12 protein-coding genes are annotated in these 13,937 nt (G+C 74.3%); 5 read left to right on the top strand and 7 right to left on the bottom strand.

Annotation, left to right across the window (positions count from 1 at the left end; genetic code table 11):
* Window positions 1-64: 64 nt before the first annotated feature.
* Both ACFVN3_RS04760 and ACFVN3_RS04765 read right to left on the bottom strand, forming a co-directional pair.
* Window positions 65-646 (bottom strand): hypothetical protein, encoded by a 582-nt coding sequence (locus tag ACFVN3_RS04760; protein ID WP_378231078.1) that lies wholly within the window; start codon window positions 644-646, stop codon window positions 65-67.
* A gap of 174 nt (window positions 647-820) precedes the next feature.
* A complete protein-coding gene (locus ACFVN3_RS04765; protein ID WP_378231080.1) occupies window positions 821-1,717 on the bottom strand; it encodes a LysR family transcriptional regulator in 897 nt (298 codons plus the stop codon).
* A 90-nt stretch (window positions 1,718-1,807) separates the two neighbouring features.
* Between ACFVN3_RS04765 and ACFVN3_RS04770 the strand changes: the two genes are divergently transcribed.
* A complete protein-coding gene (locus tag ACFVN3_RS04770) occupies window positions 1,808-2,893 on the top strand; it encodes an EamA family transporter (protein ID WP_378231082.1) in 1,086 nt (361 codons plus the stop codon).
* Between the two features lie 64 nt (window positions 2,894-2,957).
* Window positions 2,958-4,442, top strand: a complete 1,485-nt coding sequence (locus ACFVN3_RS04775; protein ID WP_378231084.1) for an APC family permease — start codon at window positions 2,958-2,960, stop codon at window positions 4,440-4,442.
* Between the two features lie 51 nt (window positions 4,443-4,493).
* Here ACFVN3_RS04775 and ACFVN3_RS04780 read toward each other — a convergent pair whose 3' ends face one another.
* The 3 genes from ACFVN3_RS04780 to ACFVN3_RS04790 all read right to left on the bottom strand — a co-directional run bounded on the left by ACFVN3_RS04780 (window position 4,494) and on the right by ACFVN3_RS04790 (window position 7,234).
* Complete coding sequence (locus ACFVN3_RS04780; RefSeq protein WP_378231087.1) at window positions 4,494-5,282, bottom strand: ABC transporter permease; 789 nt, start codon at window positions 5,280-5,282, stop codon at window positions 4,494-4,496.
* Window positions 5,279-6,364: an ATP-binding cassette domain-containing protein gene (locus ACFVN3_RS04785; protein ID WP_378231089.1), complete on the bottom strand. Its 1,086-nt coding sequence runs from the start codon at window positions 6,362-6,364 to the stop codon at window positions 5,279-5,281. Before ACFVN3_RS04785 ends, ACFVN3_RS04780 begins: the two co-directional genes overlap by 4 nt.
* Window positions 6,365-6,568: 204 nt before the next feature.
* Window positions 6,569-7,234: a PadR family transcriptional regulator gene (locus ACFVN3_RS04790; RefSeq protein WP_378231091.1), complete on the bottom strand. Its 666-nt coding sequence runs from the start codon at window positions 7,232-7,234 to the stop codon at window positions 6,569-6,571.
* Window positions 7,235-7,436: 202 nt separating this feature from the next.
* On the opposite strand from ACFVN3_RS04790, the gene ACFVN3_RS04795 reads away from it, so the two are divergent.
* Together ACFVN3_RS04795 and ACFVN3_RS04800 are read left to right on the top strand one after the other, a co-directional pair.
* Complete coding sequence (locus ACFVN3_RS04795) at window positions 7,437-7,877, top strand: NUDIX hydrolase (protein ID WP_378231093.1); 441 nt, start codon at window positions 7,437-7,439, stop codon at window positions 7,875-7,877.
* Between the two features lie 44 nt (window positions 7,878-7,921).
* On the top strand, window positions 7,922-9,007 hold the full coding sequence (locus ACFVN3_RS04800; protein WP_378231095.1) for a DUF2599 domain-containing protein: 1,086 nt from the start codon (window positions 7,922-7,924) through the stop codon (window positions 9,005-9,007).
* Window positions 9,008-9,253: 246 nt separating this feature from the next.
* Here ACFVN3_RS04800 and ACFVN3_RS04805 read toward each other — a convergent pair whose 3' ends face one another.
* Window positions 9,254-11,386, bottom strand: a complete 2,133-nt coding sequence (locus tag ACFVN3_RS04805) for an acyl-CoA dehydrogenase (protein WP_378231097.1) — start codon at window positions 11,384-11,386, stop codon at window positions 9,254-9,256.
* Complete coding sequence (locus ACFVN3_RS04810) at window positions 11,383-12,237, bottom strand: TetR family transcriptional regulator (protein ID WP_378231099.1); 855 nt, start codon at window positions 12,235-12,237, stop codon at window positions 11,383-11,385. The genes ACFVN3_RS04805 and ACFVN3_RS04810 overlap by 4 nt, the downstream gene beginning before the upstream one ends.
* Window positions 12,238-12,479: 242 nt before the next feature.
* On the opposite strand from ACFVN3_RS04810, the gene ACFVN3_RS04815 reads away from it, so the two are divergent.
* A complete protein-coding gene (locus ACFVN3_RS04815) occupies window positions 12,480-13,922 on the top strand; it encodes an acetyl-CoA C-acetyltransferase (RefSeq protein ID WP_378231101.1) in 1,443 nt (480 codons plus the stop codon).
* Window positions 13,923-13,937: the final 15 nt, after the last annotated feature.

A 13,937-nucleotide genomic window follows, 5' to 3' on the forward strand; every position in this document is an offset into this window, starting at 1 on the left:
CTCCCGGTCCGCGAGGCCGCACGGTGCACGACCTCCCGCCGGCGGGCCGGCCCGGGTCGCTGCCTCAGCGCTCCTCAGGGTTCCACAGCAGCGGCTCCGCCGCCGCGAGCGCCACGGCGAGCGCGCCGAGCGCGAGCCCGACGCGCGTGTGCGGCAGGCGCACGCCCCGGGCGCGCAGCCGCTCGCCGCGGCGGTACGCCCACTTCTCCCCCGCGACGGCCAGTGCCGTCGCGAGCACGACTCCTCCGGCCACGGCCGCCCCGACGACTGCGGGCGGGACGGACGTCGGCTCGTCGTGGTCCGGCGCGTACGTGTTGTCCTCGCGCACGGCGTCGTCCGCCGGCCCGGCCTCGGGCACGGCGCTCGTCCCGCCGCCCGGCGCCGCGCCGAGGTCCTCTGCGTCGACCCCCGCCGCGCGGACGGCGTCGCGCAGCGACCGGACGCCCTCGCGCGCCTCGCGCCCCTCCGCGGTCGAGGTCACCGTGAGCACCGCGCCCGTCGTCACGACCGCCGCCTTGGCGAGCGCGCGGGCCCATCGCGGCCGCACGACGTCGGGCACGGCGTACCAGGCGACGGTCATCAGGCCCGCGATCGCCACGGTGCGCGGGTCGGCGGACCGCCGGGTCGGCTCGTGCTCGGTGGTCATCGTGTCCCTTCGTCGGACGGGTGCGGTGCGGCGCGGAAGCGTTCGCCGATCCCAACGGACCGCGGCCCCGCGGAGTTCCGGCGGCGGTCGGTGCCCCCACCGGATGCCGCCGAACCCGGGGTCCCTCCCTGCCCGCGGACGAGGGCGAGGAGCAACCCCGGGCTCGGCGCCTGGTCAGGGCGCGACGGCGCGCAGCCGCTCCCGCAGGTAGCGGACCGCCGGGGCGTCGGTCATGGTCGCGCGCCAGACGACCGTCACCGGGCGGGTCGGGACGGGCTCGCGCACCGGCACGGCGACGACGTCGGCGGGCAGCGGGCCACGACCGAGCCGTGGGACGAGCGCGACGGCGAGGCCGTGCGCGACGACCTCGACCTGCGACGCGAACTCGAGGCACCGGAAGTCGATGCGTGGCACACGCGGCTCGCGCGCGAACATGTGGCAGAACCACTCGTAGCAGATCGTGCCGTCGGGGGTGCAGACCCACGTCTCGTCGAGCAGGTCGGCGGGCGTGAGCGCGGGTCGCCCCGCGAGGGGACTCGACGCGTGCACGAGCACGTCGGCCTCGTCGCGGAAGAGCTCCTCGGCGCGCAGGCTCGGGGGCAGCGCGAGGCCGACGCCCTCCCAGTGGTGGACGAGTGCGAGGTCCAGCGTGCCCGCCGCGACCGCCGCGACGGCGTCCCACGGCTCGGCCTCCTCGACGACGAGCCGCAGGTCCGGGACGTCCTCGCGCACCCGCGCGACGAGGGGTGCGACGACGCCGCGCACCGCCGTCGAGAACGACCCGAGCCGCACGGTCCCGGTGGGGCGGGCACCGGCGTCGTGCAGGCGGGCCCGCAGCGACTCGACCTGCTCGCGCAGCACGCGACCCTCCTCGACCACGCGCCGCCCCGCGGCCGTGAGCACGACGCCGCGGCCCTCCCGGTCGAGCAGGCGCGCGCCGAGGTCGCGCTCGAGGCGCTTGACCTGCTGCGAGACGGCGGACGGGGTGTACCCGAGGTCGCGCGCCGCGGCGTGCACGGTCCCGGTGCGCTCGACGGCGAGCAGCGCGTCCACGGCGGCGAGGTCGATCATGACCCCAGGCTATCGGGAAGCCGTGCTACCGGGAACCGTGCACGACCGTGCGCTGGACGTGCACGATATCCAGGGCGCACCCTCGTACCCATGCCCCTGCGCTCGTCCCTCCTCGCCGTCCTCGTCGCCGTCGTCTGGGGCGTGAACTTCGTCGTCATCGACCTCGGCCTCGGTGACATGCCGCCCACGCTGTTCGTCGCCCTGCGCTTCCTCGTCGTGCTCGTCCCCGCGATCTTCCTCGTCCCGCGGCCCCGCGCGCGCTGGCGGGACGTGCTGCTCGTCGGCGCGTTCATGAGCCTCGGCCAGTTCGGCCTCCTCTACACCGCGCTCGCGCTCGGCATGCCCGCCGGGCTCGCGTCGCTCGTGCTCCAGGCGCAGGTCGGGCTCACCGTGCTGTTCGCCGCCGCGGCGCTGCGCGAGGTCCCGACGCGCGCCCAGCTCCTCGGCGTGCTGGTCGGGGCCGCCGGGCTCGTCGTCGTCGGCGTGGGACGCAGCGCGTCGACGCCGGCGGTCGCGTTCGTCGTGACCCTCGCCGCCGCGGCGTCGTGGGCGGTCGGGAACGTGATCGCCCGCCGCGCCGGACGTCGCGACCACGGTTCTACCTCGCGAGACCAGGGCTCTACCTCGGCGAACCCGGCTCCCGCGCGGCCCGGGCTCGACGGGTTGTCCATGACGGTGTGGTCGGCGCTCGTCGTGCCGGTCCCCATGCTCGCGCTGTCCCTCGCGCTCGACGGGCCGGACGCCGTCGGGCACGCGCTCACGCACCTCACGCTCGCGCCCGTCCTGTCGACCCTGTACACGGCGTGGCTCGCGAGCCTCGTGGGCTACGGGATCTGGAACACGCTGCTCGCCCGGTACCCGGCGTCGGCGGTGGTGCCGTTCACGATGCTCGTGCCGCCGGTGGGAATGCTCGCCGCGTGGGTCGTGCTCGACGAGGTGCCGAACACGGCCGAGCTGGTGGGCGGCGTCGTCCTCCTGCTGGGCGTCGCCACGACGACCGGCGTCCTGCGCCGGCGTCCGCCGCACGGCGTGATCACCCCTCACGCACCGGACCCCGAACCCGGGGTTGTCGCACCCCACGCGGCCGAACCTGGGGACGACCCCGGGTTCGGCGAGCCTCCCGGCGACAAGGCCGGGTTCGGCAGCCAGCGGGCGACACGCGCCCGTTCGCGCTGACAGGACCCCGCGACCGGGGGTTCCATGGAGGTCCGGGGACGTCCGAGACGCGAGGGAGCCTCTCATGAGCCAGACCGCGGGTCGCACGGAAGAACGGCAGCAGCCGGAGCTCAAGCGCGTCATGGGGCCCAAGCTCCTGCTCCTGTTCATCGTCGGGGACATCCTCGGCACGGGCGTGTACGCGCTCACGGGCCAGGTCGCGGGCGAGGTCGGCGGGGCGGCGTGGCTGCCGTTCCTGCTCGCGTTCGTGGTCGCCACGATCACCGCGTTCTCCTACCTCGAGCTCGTCACCAAGTACCCGAGCGCCGCGGGCGCCGCGCTCTACACGCACAAGGCGTTCGGCATCCACCTGCTGACGTTCGTGGTCGCGTTCATGGTCATGAGCTCGGGCATCACGTCGGCGTCGACGGCGTCCAACGCGTTCGCGGGGTTCGTCTCCGACGGGTTCGGGCTCGAGCTCCCGACGGGCGGCGACGGCAGGCTCCTCATCGCGCTCGGCTTCATGGCCCTCGTCGCGCTCGTCAACTTCCGCGGCGTCGGTGAGAGCGTCCGGGCGAACGTCGTGCTGTCGCTCGTCGAGCTGTCCGGCCTGCTGCTCGTGATCTTCGTGGGGCTGTGGGCGACGACGCAGGGCCGCGCCGACTTCTCTCGCGTCGTCGTGTTCGAGAGCGCGGACGACAAGAGCGTGTTCCTCGCCGTGACGGCCGCGACGACGCTCGCGTTCTTCGCCATGGTCGGGTTCGAGGACTCGGTGAACATGGCCGAGGAGTGCAAGAACCCCGTGCGCGACTTCCCGCGCATGATGCTCACCGGGCTGTCGATCACAGGCGCGATCTACGTGCTCGTCGCCATCACGGCCGTCGCGCTCGTCCCCGTCGGCGACCTCGTGGACGACTCGAAGGGCTCGGCGCTCACGCAGGTCGTGGCGGCGGGAGCGCCGAACCTGCCGTTCGACACGATCTTCCCGTTCATCGGCATGTTCGCCGTCGCGAACTCGGCGCTCATCAACATGCTCATGGCGTCGCGCCTGCTCTACGGCATGTCCAACCAGGGCGTGCTGCCGCGCGCGTTCGGCCAGGTGCACCCGTTCCGGCGGACGCCGTGGGTGTCGATCCTCGTCACGACGGCCATCGCGTTCGCGCTCATCGTGTACGTCGTGCGGCAGTCGGGGACCGAGTCGGGCACCAACGCGATCGCGCTGCTCGGCGGCACGACGTCGCTGCTCCTGCTCGTCGTCTTCACGATCGTCAACGTCGCGCTCCTCGTGCTGCGCCGCGACCGGGTGGACCACCAGCACTTCCGGACCCGCACCTGGCTCGCGGTCCTCGGGGCCCTCACGTGCGCGTACCTCGCCGGGCCGTGGGCGCGCAGCGCCGAGCAGCAGGAGCAGTACGTCATCGCGGGCGCGCTCGTTGGCCTGGGGATCGTGCTCTCGTTCGTCACGTGGCTGTACAACCGCTCGGTGCGGCACCGCCAGATCGCCTTCTCCGACGTCTCCCGCCTCGAGGACGAGGTCGAGGACGACTCCGACGACGGCCGCTCCCGCTGAGCGACGACGTCCGCCCGGGCCGTCGGCCTCGGGCGGACGTCGTGCGCGGGGTCAGGCCGAGCGCTGGCGGGTGCGGAACGCCTGCGTCGCGAGCCAACCCATGACGACGGCCGCGAGCGCGAGCAGACCGAGCCGGCCCCACACCACGCCCCAGTCGGGTGACGCCGCGAGCGCCTCGCGCCCCGCGACGACGGCCCAGTCGAACGGGTTGAACCGCGCGACGTCGGCCACCCAGTCGGCGGACAGGCTCGTGTCCATCACGGCCGAGGACAGGAACATGAGCGGCAGGGTGATGAGCTGCGAGATGCCGATGAGCGCCTCCTGCTGGCCAGTGAGCAGGGCCATGGCGTTGCTCAGCGCCGAGAAGAGGGCTGTGAGCAGCACGACCGCGAGCAGCAGGGCCAGGACGCCGAGCGTCGTCTCGCCGGGCGTGCTGCCGAACCGCGCGCCGCACAGCCACGCGACCGCCAGCACGACGAGCGCCTGCCCGACCGCGATGACGGCCTGGTAGATCATCGTCGACGCCATGAGCGCGCCGCGCGACGCCGGCGACGTGAGGAAGCGGTCCATGACGCCTCGGTCCATGTCCTGCACGTACGACGTCCCGGCCCACGCGGCCCCGAACATCGCCGTCATCATGACGACGCCGGGCGTGATGAACTCGAGGTACGTCCCGCCGGTGGAGAACCCGGGGATCTCGACGACAGCCTTGAAGAGCTGGCCGAACAGCAGCAGCCAGATCATCGGCTGCACGAGGTTCATGACCATGAACACGGGGATGCGCGCGCCCTGGCGCAGCGCCCGGGCGGTGAGCAGCCCGGTGTGCACGACGGCGGTCATGCGGCTACCCCCTCGACGGTCGCGCCGGCGTCGGTCCCCGGGCCGCCCCCGGGTGTGACGTCGCCGGAGGACTGCGCGGCCGTGAAGGTGCGGCCCGTGTGCCGCAGGTACACGTCGTCGAGGCTCGGCCGCGCGAGCGTCGCCGACGCGACGGGGAGCCCCGCGACGTCGAGCGCGGTGAGGACGGTGGGCAGCGCGACGGCGCCCGAGTCGGCGCGGGCGCGCAGGGTCCGGCCCTCGACGTGCACGTCGCGAACGCTCGCGCACGTGCTGACCGCGGCGGTGACGCGGGCCGCGAAGGTGGCTCCGGCGTCGGGCACGAGCGCCGCGGGGGCGAGCTCGACGACGATCCCGTCGCCGCGCAGCTCGTCCTTCAGCGCGTCCGGGGTCCCCGCGACAGCCACGCGACCGTGGTCGACGATCGCGAGGTTCGCGGCGAGGCGGTCGGCCTCCTCCAGGTAGTGCGTGGTGAGCAGGACCGTCATGCTCTCGCGCGCCGCCATGCGCTCGATCTCCGCCCACATCTCGGCGCGCGCCTCCGGGTCGAGGCCCGTGGTCGGCTCGTCGAGGAACAGCACGCGAGGGCGGTGGACGATGCCCATCGCGACGTCGAGCTTGCGCGCCATGCCGCCGCTGTACGTCCGCACGAGGCGGTCGGCCGCGTCCGTGAGCGAGAACCGCTCGAGGAGCTCGCTCGCGCGGGCACGGGCGTCGCGCGCGCCGAGGCCCTGGAGCCGGCCCGCGAGGACGAGGTTCTCGCGACCGCTGTCCATCGGGTCGGTCACGGGCTTCTGCGCGACGTAGCCGATCGCGCGCCGCACGCGCTCGGGGTGACGCGCGACGTCGATCCCCGCGACGGACGCCGTGCCGGAGTCGGCGCGGCTGAGCGTCGTGAGGATCTTGGCGGTCGTCGACTTGCCCGCCCCGTTGGGGCCGAGCAGCGCGAACACGGTGCCCGCGGGCACGGCGAACGACAGGCCGTCGAGCGCGCGCACGGGCGGGCGGCCGCGGCCGCCCGGGTACGTCTTGCGCAGGTCGACGGCGTCGATCGCCGTCTCCCGCGCGCGGGTGGTGGAGGGCACGATGAGGCTCCTTGTGTCGGGAGCCGTCTCGCCGGGGGTGGCCACTCCCACGCGGCTAGCATGGGAGGGCCCTGGGTGACTGTTGACGCAGCGTTCTGTCGGTTCCGGCGGGACGACTCGGGCTCGGTGGTCCGGATGTTGGCGCATCCGGGCCACCACTCTTTGTCCGTCCGGCGCGCACCCGGTCGGGCGCGCGCCGGTGGTTCAGGGGGTGAGGTCGGCGGGCAGGTGGCGGCGCACGACCTCCTCGATCTCCTCGGGCGAGGCGCCCGCGGCGCGCAGGCGCGCCATCTCGGCCCAGCCGTCCTGGCCGCCGACCTCGCCCGTCTCCAGGCGCGCGGCGAACCGGTCGATCCAGACGCGCTCCGCGCGCAGCATGGCCAGCCGGTAGTCGGCCTCGACGAGGAAGATCTCCGGCAGGCCGGCCGCCGCAGCGCCGGTGAGCCCGGCGTCGCGCGTGCGGATCTCCGCGTCGAGCGAGGCGAGACGCGCGCGCAGGAGCGCCGCGACCTCCTCGGGCGAGAGCATGGCGATGAGCGACAGCCCCGCCTCGACGTCCGGGTACTCCTTGGACGGCACGGCGAGCAGCTCGCGCAGCCACGCGGCGGCCTCGACCTTGCCCGCCTCCGTGATCTCGTAGACGACGCGTTCGGGCCGGTTGCCCTCACGCTCCGAGTGCGACGGCGTGATGAAGCCGTGCTTCTCGAGCGACTTGATGACGGAGTAGAGCGAGCCGAAGTTGAGCCGGATGCTGTCGTCCTTGCCCCGCTCGCGCAGGGTCGTCGTGATCTCGTACGGGTACATGGGCCTCTCGGCGAGGCTCGCGAGCACGGCGAGCGCGAGCGGGTTGGACACAGGACGACGGGACATCGCTCACCTCCGAATACTTGACTCAGAGTATTCGATGTCGATTGCTTGCGCAAGGAATGCTGGCCGGCCTCGGCGTGCGCCGAACATGGAGCTGTGGCCCGTCCGGGCGCGGGACGGGCTGCATCCGCATGATCGGCGCGCCGGAACCGCGTGTTCGCCGGAACCGCCGGGGACGACGACGGCCGTCGCGCATGATGGGTCCATGCAGATCCGCGTCGCCGCCTACGCCGTGATCGTCCGCGAGGACGGGAGGATGCTCCTCCCCCACTGGAGCGAGGGGGACCACGACGGCTGGACCCTGCCCGGCGGCGGCATCGACCCCGGCGAGCACCCGGAGGCCGCGGCCGTCCGCGAGGTCCGCGAGGAGACCGGCTACGACGTCGTGCTCGACGGCCTGCTCGGCGTGGACAGCATCGTCGTCGACGCTGCCGCACGGTTGCGCGTCGAGGACCGCGACCGCTCGCTGCACGGCATCCGCATCGTCTATCGCGCGCACGTGGTGGGCGGAGAGCTGCGCGTCGAGGAGGACGAGTCGACCGACGACGTCGGCTGGTTCACGCCGGACGAGGTCGACGCGCTCGACCGCGTGGGGCTCGTGGACCTCGGCCGACGCTGGGCCGGGCTGCTCCCCGTGTCGTCGTGACCCGGTCCGGCCGCGCCGGTGCGCGACGGCGACCCGGAGCCGTCGTGCTGACGCTCGCCGCCGGAGCCCTGGCATCGGCAGTCCTCGCCGGCTGCACGCCCGGCGACGGAGTGGCCCCACCGAGCCTCGACGCGGCCACGACGACGCCCGCGGACGACACGTCCGGCGCGGGCGGAGACGCGGCGGAGCCGGGTCGGGCCCCTACCGCAGAGCCCGACGTCGTGCGCGTGCCCGTGGGACCCGTCGTCGTCGAGATCGCGGCACCCGCGCTGCCCTCCAGCACGCCGGGCGAGGACGACCTGGCGGTCGAGGTCTCGGCCGGCGACGAGGGGACGTCGGACGTCCCCCTCGTCCTCGCCGAAGCCCCTGCGCGGATCTCGGTCGAGGGGGGCTCGCTCGTGCGCCACGCCGACGGCACGCTCACCGTCCTGGACGACGCCGGCACCCCGGTCGGCGGGCTCGACAGCCCGCGCGTCCTCGGTGCGCACGGCGTCGGTCCGCACGGCGACGTACCGTCCGGCGAGGATCCGTCCGGCGAGGATCCGTCCGGCGAGGGGCTGTCCGGCGAGGGGCATGGCGACGGCGCGAGCGGGGACGTCGCGGACGACGACGCAGCGGTGGGCGGCGGCACGCCGAGCACCCCCGGCGTGCGGGTCGTGCTCGTCGACGCGCACCACGCGTGGGTGACGCTCGTGCCCACGCCGAGGGCACCGTCGGGCACCACTGCGGGCACCACGCCAGGTACCGACGGGACGGACGGGACCCCGAGCGCCCCGGGCGACGACGCGGGCGAGACGGGATCGTCCGGCGAGGGCCCGACGGCGGCGTGGGACGTCGTCGTGACGCTCGGCACGCAGTCCGTCCGGAGCACCGACTGGGGCGAGCGCGAGGGCGGGCGGTCGCTCGCCGTCGACCCGACCACGTGGGCGCGCGCCGCGGGCCAGGCGGGCCAGGAGCTCGTGTGGGCGCAGCTCGTCGCCGCCGAGCCGGAGGCCGACGTGCCCACGATGCACGACCAGCTCGTGTGCCACGCCGTCGGCGCCCCGGACAAGACGACGTGGAACCTGGAGCCGTGGCGGCCCGACGTCGGGCTGCTCGCCACGATGGCAGCACGCTGCAACCCGACCTGACACCAGGGCCTCGGCTCACGCCGAGCACGACGTCGCACGCGGTCCAACACGACATGGGGGTCGTTCCGGCGTCCAGAACGACCCCCACGTCGTGTTCGGCGAGAGCGGGGACAGCAACGGCCCGGGCGGCACGACGGCTGGTGGACGTCGTGCCGCCCGGGCCTGACCCTCGGCGGCGGTACCGCTCCGCCTGCTGCGCCGAGGACGTTCCAGGGACGGGCCGGTCAGCGACCGGCCGAGATCTGGTCAGCGGGCCTGCGGGCCGCCCTTCGCGGCCTTGCGCAGCGACTTCTCGCTCCGCGGCTCGTCGCCGCTCGCACGCAGGCGCCGGTAGTAGTCGCGCGCCTCGTCCTGGCGCTCCTTCTCGATGCCGGACGCGATCGTCGCGCGCAGGTGCTCCGGGCCGTAGCCCCACGCGTCGACGAGGTCCTGCGCGTGGGGGCGCAGCCGGTCGATGAGGCGGTCGAGGTAGCTCGTGACCGTCCGGGCGCGCTGCGTCGAGAGGCGGCCGTTGAGCAGGTACCACGCGAGGTGGCGCTCGACGAGGCTCAGGCCGAACAGGTCGCGGACCGTCGTGAGGACCTCGCGGGTGCCCGCGTCCTCGATCGTGTCGAGCGCCTGCGTGAACGCCTCCCAGCGCAGCAGCTCGGCGTGGGCGCGCGCCGCCTCGACGAGCTCGACCTGGTGGGCGTTGAACAGGTTCGTCGCCGTCTCCGGGTCGGCCTTCTGCGCGGGGCGCAGGGCCTGCGCGACGTCCGCGACCATCGTCTCGACCCGGTCGGTGAGCAGCGCGCGCTGCGTCTCGGGGTCGCGCAGGTGGCCGGCGGCGCGGCGCGGGTCGCCGACGTCCGCGAGCGCCTGCGCCGCACGCTTGAGCGGGGTGCGGTGCAGCGCCATGTCGCCCGCGCGCTCGACGACGACGCGCGCCATCTGGCCCGGGGTGATGCCCTTGAACTGCTTGCCGTAGTCGGCGAGCAGGCGCTTGGCGACGAGCTGGAGCAGGACGGTGTTGTCGCCCTCGAACGTCGCGTAGACGTCGAGGTCCGCACGCAGGCTCGTGATGCGGTTGGCCGTGATGAAGCCCGCGCCGCCGCACGCCTCGCGCGTCTCCTGGAGCACGTCGAGCGCGAACCGGGTGCTCGTCGCCTTGAGCGCGGCAGCCGTCGTCTCGAGGTCCTCGCGCTGCTCCGGGGTGTCCTCCTCGCCGGAGAACACGGAGTGGAACAGGTCGAGCAGGCGGTCGTGCGCGAAGTGCGCGGCGTACGTCTCCGCGATCGGCACGATGAGGCGGCGCTTGTGCGTGCCGTAGTCGAGGAGCACGACCTCCTCGGTCGCGCTCGCGCCGGTGAACTGGCGGCGCTCGTTCGCGTACCGCACGGCGATGGTGAGGCCGAGCTTCGACGCGGTGACCGCGGCGCCGTCGAGCGACACGCGCCCCTGCACGAGCGACCCGAGCATCGTGAAGAACCGGCGCCCCGGGCTCTCGATCGGGCTCGAGTACGTGCCGTCGGCGTCGACCGAGCCGTAGCGGGCGAGCAGGTCGGTGCGCGGGATCCGCACCTGGTCGAAGTGCAGGCGGCCGTTGTCGATGCCGTTGAGCCCGCCCTTCTGGCCGTCGTCCTCGCCGCCCACGCCGGGCAGGAACGGCAGGCGCCCGAGCTCGTCGCGCTCGCCCGCCGTGTCGCGGATCGGCACGTAGAACGCGTGCACGCCGTGGTTCACGTTCTGGGTGACGAGCTGCGCGAACACGACCGCCGCGACGCCGTGCACGCCCGCGTTGCCGAGGAACTCCTTCCACGCCCCGCGGAACGGGGTGTGGATGACGAACTCCTCGGTCTCGGGGTCGTAGGTCGCGGTCGTGCCGATGCTCGCGACGTCGGACCCGTGCCCGATCTCCGTCATCGCGAAGGCACCCGGCACCGAGAGGTCCATCGCGCCCGGGAGGAGGCGGTCCTGCTGCTCGGGGGTGCCGAGGTGCAGGATCGCCGCACCGAACAGGCCCCACTGCACGCCCGCCTTGATCTGGAGCGACGGGTCGGCCGCGACGAGCTCCTCGAACCCGGCGAGGTTGCCGCCCGCGTCGTCCGCGCCGCCGAGGCGCTCGGGGTACCCGCGCCAGACCTGCCCCTTGCCGACGAGAAGGCGCATCTGCTCCAGCACGCGCTCGCGGTGCTCGCGCAGGGTCAGGCCCTCGATGCGCTGGAACGCCTCCTCGCCCGCGGTGGCGCGCGCCGTCGCGCGCAGGTCGGCCCACCGGCCGAGCAGGAGCTTCTCGAGGGAGGCGACGTCGACGCGGGCCTCGCCCGGCGGCGTCGCGCTCGCGGCGCCCGGGGTCGTCGCGCGCTGCGCGAGGGCGGGACGGTCGGACGTGGCGGTCATGGGATCTCCTTGAGGTCTGAGGCGGTCGCCGGGTGCTCAGGGCGGTCGGTGCCGGGGCGGCGGACGCCGTCGCGACGGGTCGCGGGCGCCGCACGCCGGTCGTCGTGGGAGCGGGGGGTGCCCGGGTTGTGGGAGAGCACGCCGACGGGCCCGGCCCAGAGCCAGGCGGCGACGCGCTCGGTGAGCTGCTCGCGGTCCGGGACGTCGGCCCGGTCGCGGTGACCGAGCCACCACTCCCCGGCGCCGCGCACGAACCCGACGGCGCCCGCGGCCCAGGCCGCGGCGTCGGCGGGAGAGACGTCGGTGACGCGGGCGAACGGCTCGGCGACGAGCTCGATCACCGAGTCGAGGAACGCCGCGAGGGGCGCGCGGCTCGCTCCGGCGGTCCCGTTGGTGATGCCGCTCGCGGCGAGCTGCGCCGCGGGCTCCTCCGTCCCCGCGACGGCGCTCGTCCGGGTGACGAAGTAGTAGACGTTGGGCGAGCTCTCGATCATCTCGAGATAGACGCCGACCATCGCGCGCAGCGCGCGCTTGGGCGTCTCGGCCGACTCGGCCGCCTGGGTCAGCGCGTCGTGCATCTGCCCCACGACGGCGGACCCGAGCGCGACCTGCAGGCCCGTCTTGTCGTCGAAGTAGCGGTAGATGATCGACTTCGACGTCCCCGACGCCGCCGCGATCTCATCCATGGAGACCCCGGGACCTCCGCGGTGCACGGCCTTGCTCGCCGCCCGGATGAGCTCCGCGCGGCGTGCCGCCCGGTGCTCGTCCCAGCGGGTCGACCGGCCGTCCACCGCCGCGCCCGGCTGCACCCGTCCTCGGGTGGCCGCTCGCGCGTCGGCACCTGTGTTCACGTCGCCCTCCGTTGCGCCCGACCTCGATGTCGTCGGTGCCTGGTCCTCCGGCACCGCGTCGGGGCAGGGCACGGCCCTGTGACCCGACTCACGAAACCGAGAGTATCAGGTACTCTTGGTATTGGACACCAGCCGGCCCTCTCCCTGCCTCCGCGCGCCGTCGACCACGACGTCGCGCAGAGGCTTCCTCCCCGGGCCGGGACCGACGCAGCGCAGCGAGCACGGACAGGAAGTGAGGCACAGTGGCCAACCGCACCAGCCCCCGCCGGACCCCCGAGCAGACCCCCGAGCAGTCGCCCGGACAGGCCGCCCAGCAGGCGGAGACGACCAGCACCCCCGGCGCCCCCCGCGACGCCTGGGTCGTGGGCGGGAACCGCATCCCGTTCGCCCGCGCGGGCAAGAAGTACTCGTCGGCGAGCAACCAGGAGATGTTCACGGCCGCGCTCGAAGGTCTCGTCGCGCGCTTCGGCCTCCAGGGCGAGCGGCTCGGCGAGGTCGTCGGGGGCGCGGTGCTCAAGCACTCGCGCGACTTCAACCTCGTGCGAGAGTCCGTGCTGGGCTCCTCCCTCTCCCCCGAGACCCCGGCCTACGACCTCCAGCAGGCGTGCGCGACCGGCCTCGAGGCGACGATCACCGTCGCGAACAAGATCCGCCTCGGCCAGGTCGAGTCGGGCGTCGCGGGCGGCTCCGACACGGTCTCCGACGCGCCCATCGCCGTGAGCGAGGGCTTGCGCCGGGCGCTCCTGGAGGCGAGCCACGCGAAGACCTTCGGCCAGCGCGTCAAGGCCTTCGCCAAGGTTCGGCCGTCCGACCTCGCGCCCCTCACCCCCGCCACCGACGAGCCGCGCACCGGCCTGTCCATGGGCGAGCACCAGGCGATCACGACGGCGCGCTGGGGCGTCTCGCGCGAGGCGCAGGACGAGCTCGCGCTCGCGAGCCACGAGCATCTCGCGGCCGCGTGGGACGCCGGGTTCTTCGACGACCTCGTCACCCCGTTCCGCGGGCTCGTGCGCGACGACAACCTGCGCACCGACTCGTCGCTCGAGAAGCTCGCCGCGCTCAAGCCGGTGTACGGCAAGCGCCTCGCGGGCGCGGTGGCGGGCGACGGGAGCAGCGCGGGGCCGACCATGACGGCGGGCAACTCGACCCCGCTGACCGACGGCGCGTCCACGGTCCTGCTCGCGTCCGCCGAGTGGGCGCGCGAGCGCGACCTCCCGCTGCTCGCGCGCGTCGTCGACGCCGAGACCGCGGCCGTCGACTTCGTGCACGGGCACGAGGGCCTGCTCATGGCCCCGGCCCACGCCGTCCCGCGCCTGCTCGCGCGCAACGGCCTCGCGCTCGGCGACTTCGACCTCTACGAGATCCACGAGGCGTTCGCCTCCACGGTCCTCACGACGCTCAAGGCCTGGGAGGACGACGAGTACTGCCGCACCGAGCTGGGCCTCGACGGCGCGCTCGGGTCGATCGACCGCTCGCGCCTCAATGTCAACGGGTCCTCGCTCGCCGCGGGCCACCCGTTCGCCGCGACCGGCGGCCGCATCGTCGCGACGGCGGCCAAGCTCCTCGCCGCGAAGACCGCCGAGACCGGCGCCCCGGCGCGGGCGCTGATCTCCGTGTGCGCCGCGGGAGGCCTCGGCGTCGCCGCGATCCTCGAGTCCGTCCCCGCGACGGACACCCCCGCCTGACGGCCCGACGACCCG

Origin of the sequence: Cellulosimicrobium sp. NPDC057862, from assembly GCF_042797035.1 — a bacterium.
GTDB lineage: Bacteria > Actinomycetota > Actinomycetes > Actinomycetales > Cellulomonadaceae > Cellulosimicrobium.

Excerpts from the sequence above, each read along its gene's own strand:
- ACFVN3_RS04760 (WP_378231078.1), bottom strand. The coding sequence starts at position 646 with ATGACCACCGAGCACGAGCCGACCCGGCGGTCCGCCGACCCGCGCACC.
- ACFVN3_RS04765 (WP_378231080.1), bottom strand. The coding sequence starts at position 1,717 with ATGATCGACCTCGCCGCCGTGGACGCGCTGCTCGCCGTCGAGCGCACC.
- ACFVN3_RS04770 (WP_378231082.1), top strand. The coding sequence starts at position 1,808 with ATGCCCCTGCGCTCGTCCCTCCTCGCCGTCCTCGTCGCCGTCGTCTGG.
- ACFVN3_RS04775 (WP_378231084.1), top strand. The coding sequence starts at position 2,958 with ATGAGCCAGACCGCGGGTCGCACGGAAGAACGGCAGCAGCCGGAGCTC.
- ACFVN3_RS04780 (WP_378231087.1), bottom strand. The coding sequence starts at position 5,282 with ATGACCGCCGTCGTGCACACCGGGCTGCTCACCGCCCGGGCGCTGCGC.
- ACFVN3_RS04790 (WP_378231091.1), bottom strand. The coding sequence starts at position 7,234 with ATGTCCCGTCGTCCTGTGTCCAACCCGCTCGCGCTCGCCGTGCTCGCG.
- ACFVN3_RS04795 (WP_378231093.1), top strand. The coding sequence starts at position 7,437 with ATGCAGATCCGCGTCGCCGCCTACGCCGTGATCGTCCGCGAGGACGGG.
- ACFVN3_RS04805 (WP_378231097.1), bottom strand. The coding sequence starts at position 11,386 with ATGACCGCCACGTCCGACCGTCCCGCCCTCGCGCAGCGCGCGACGACC.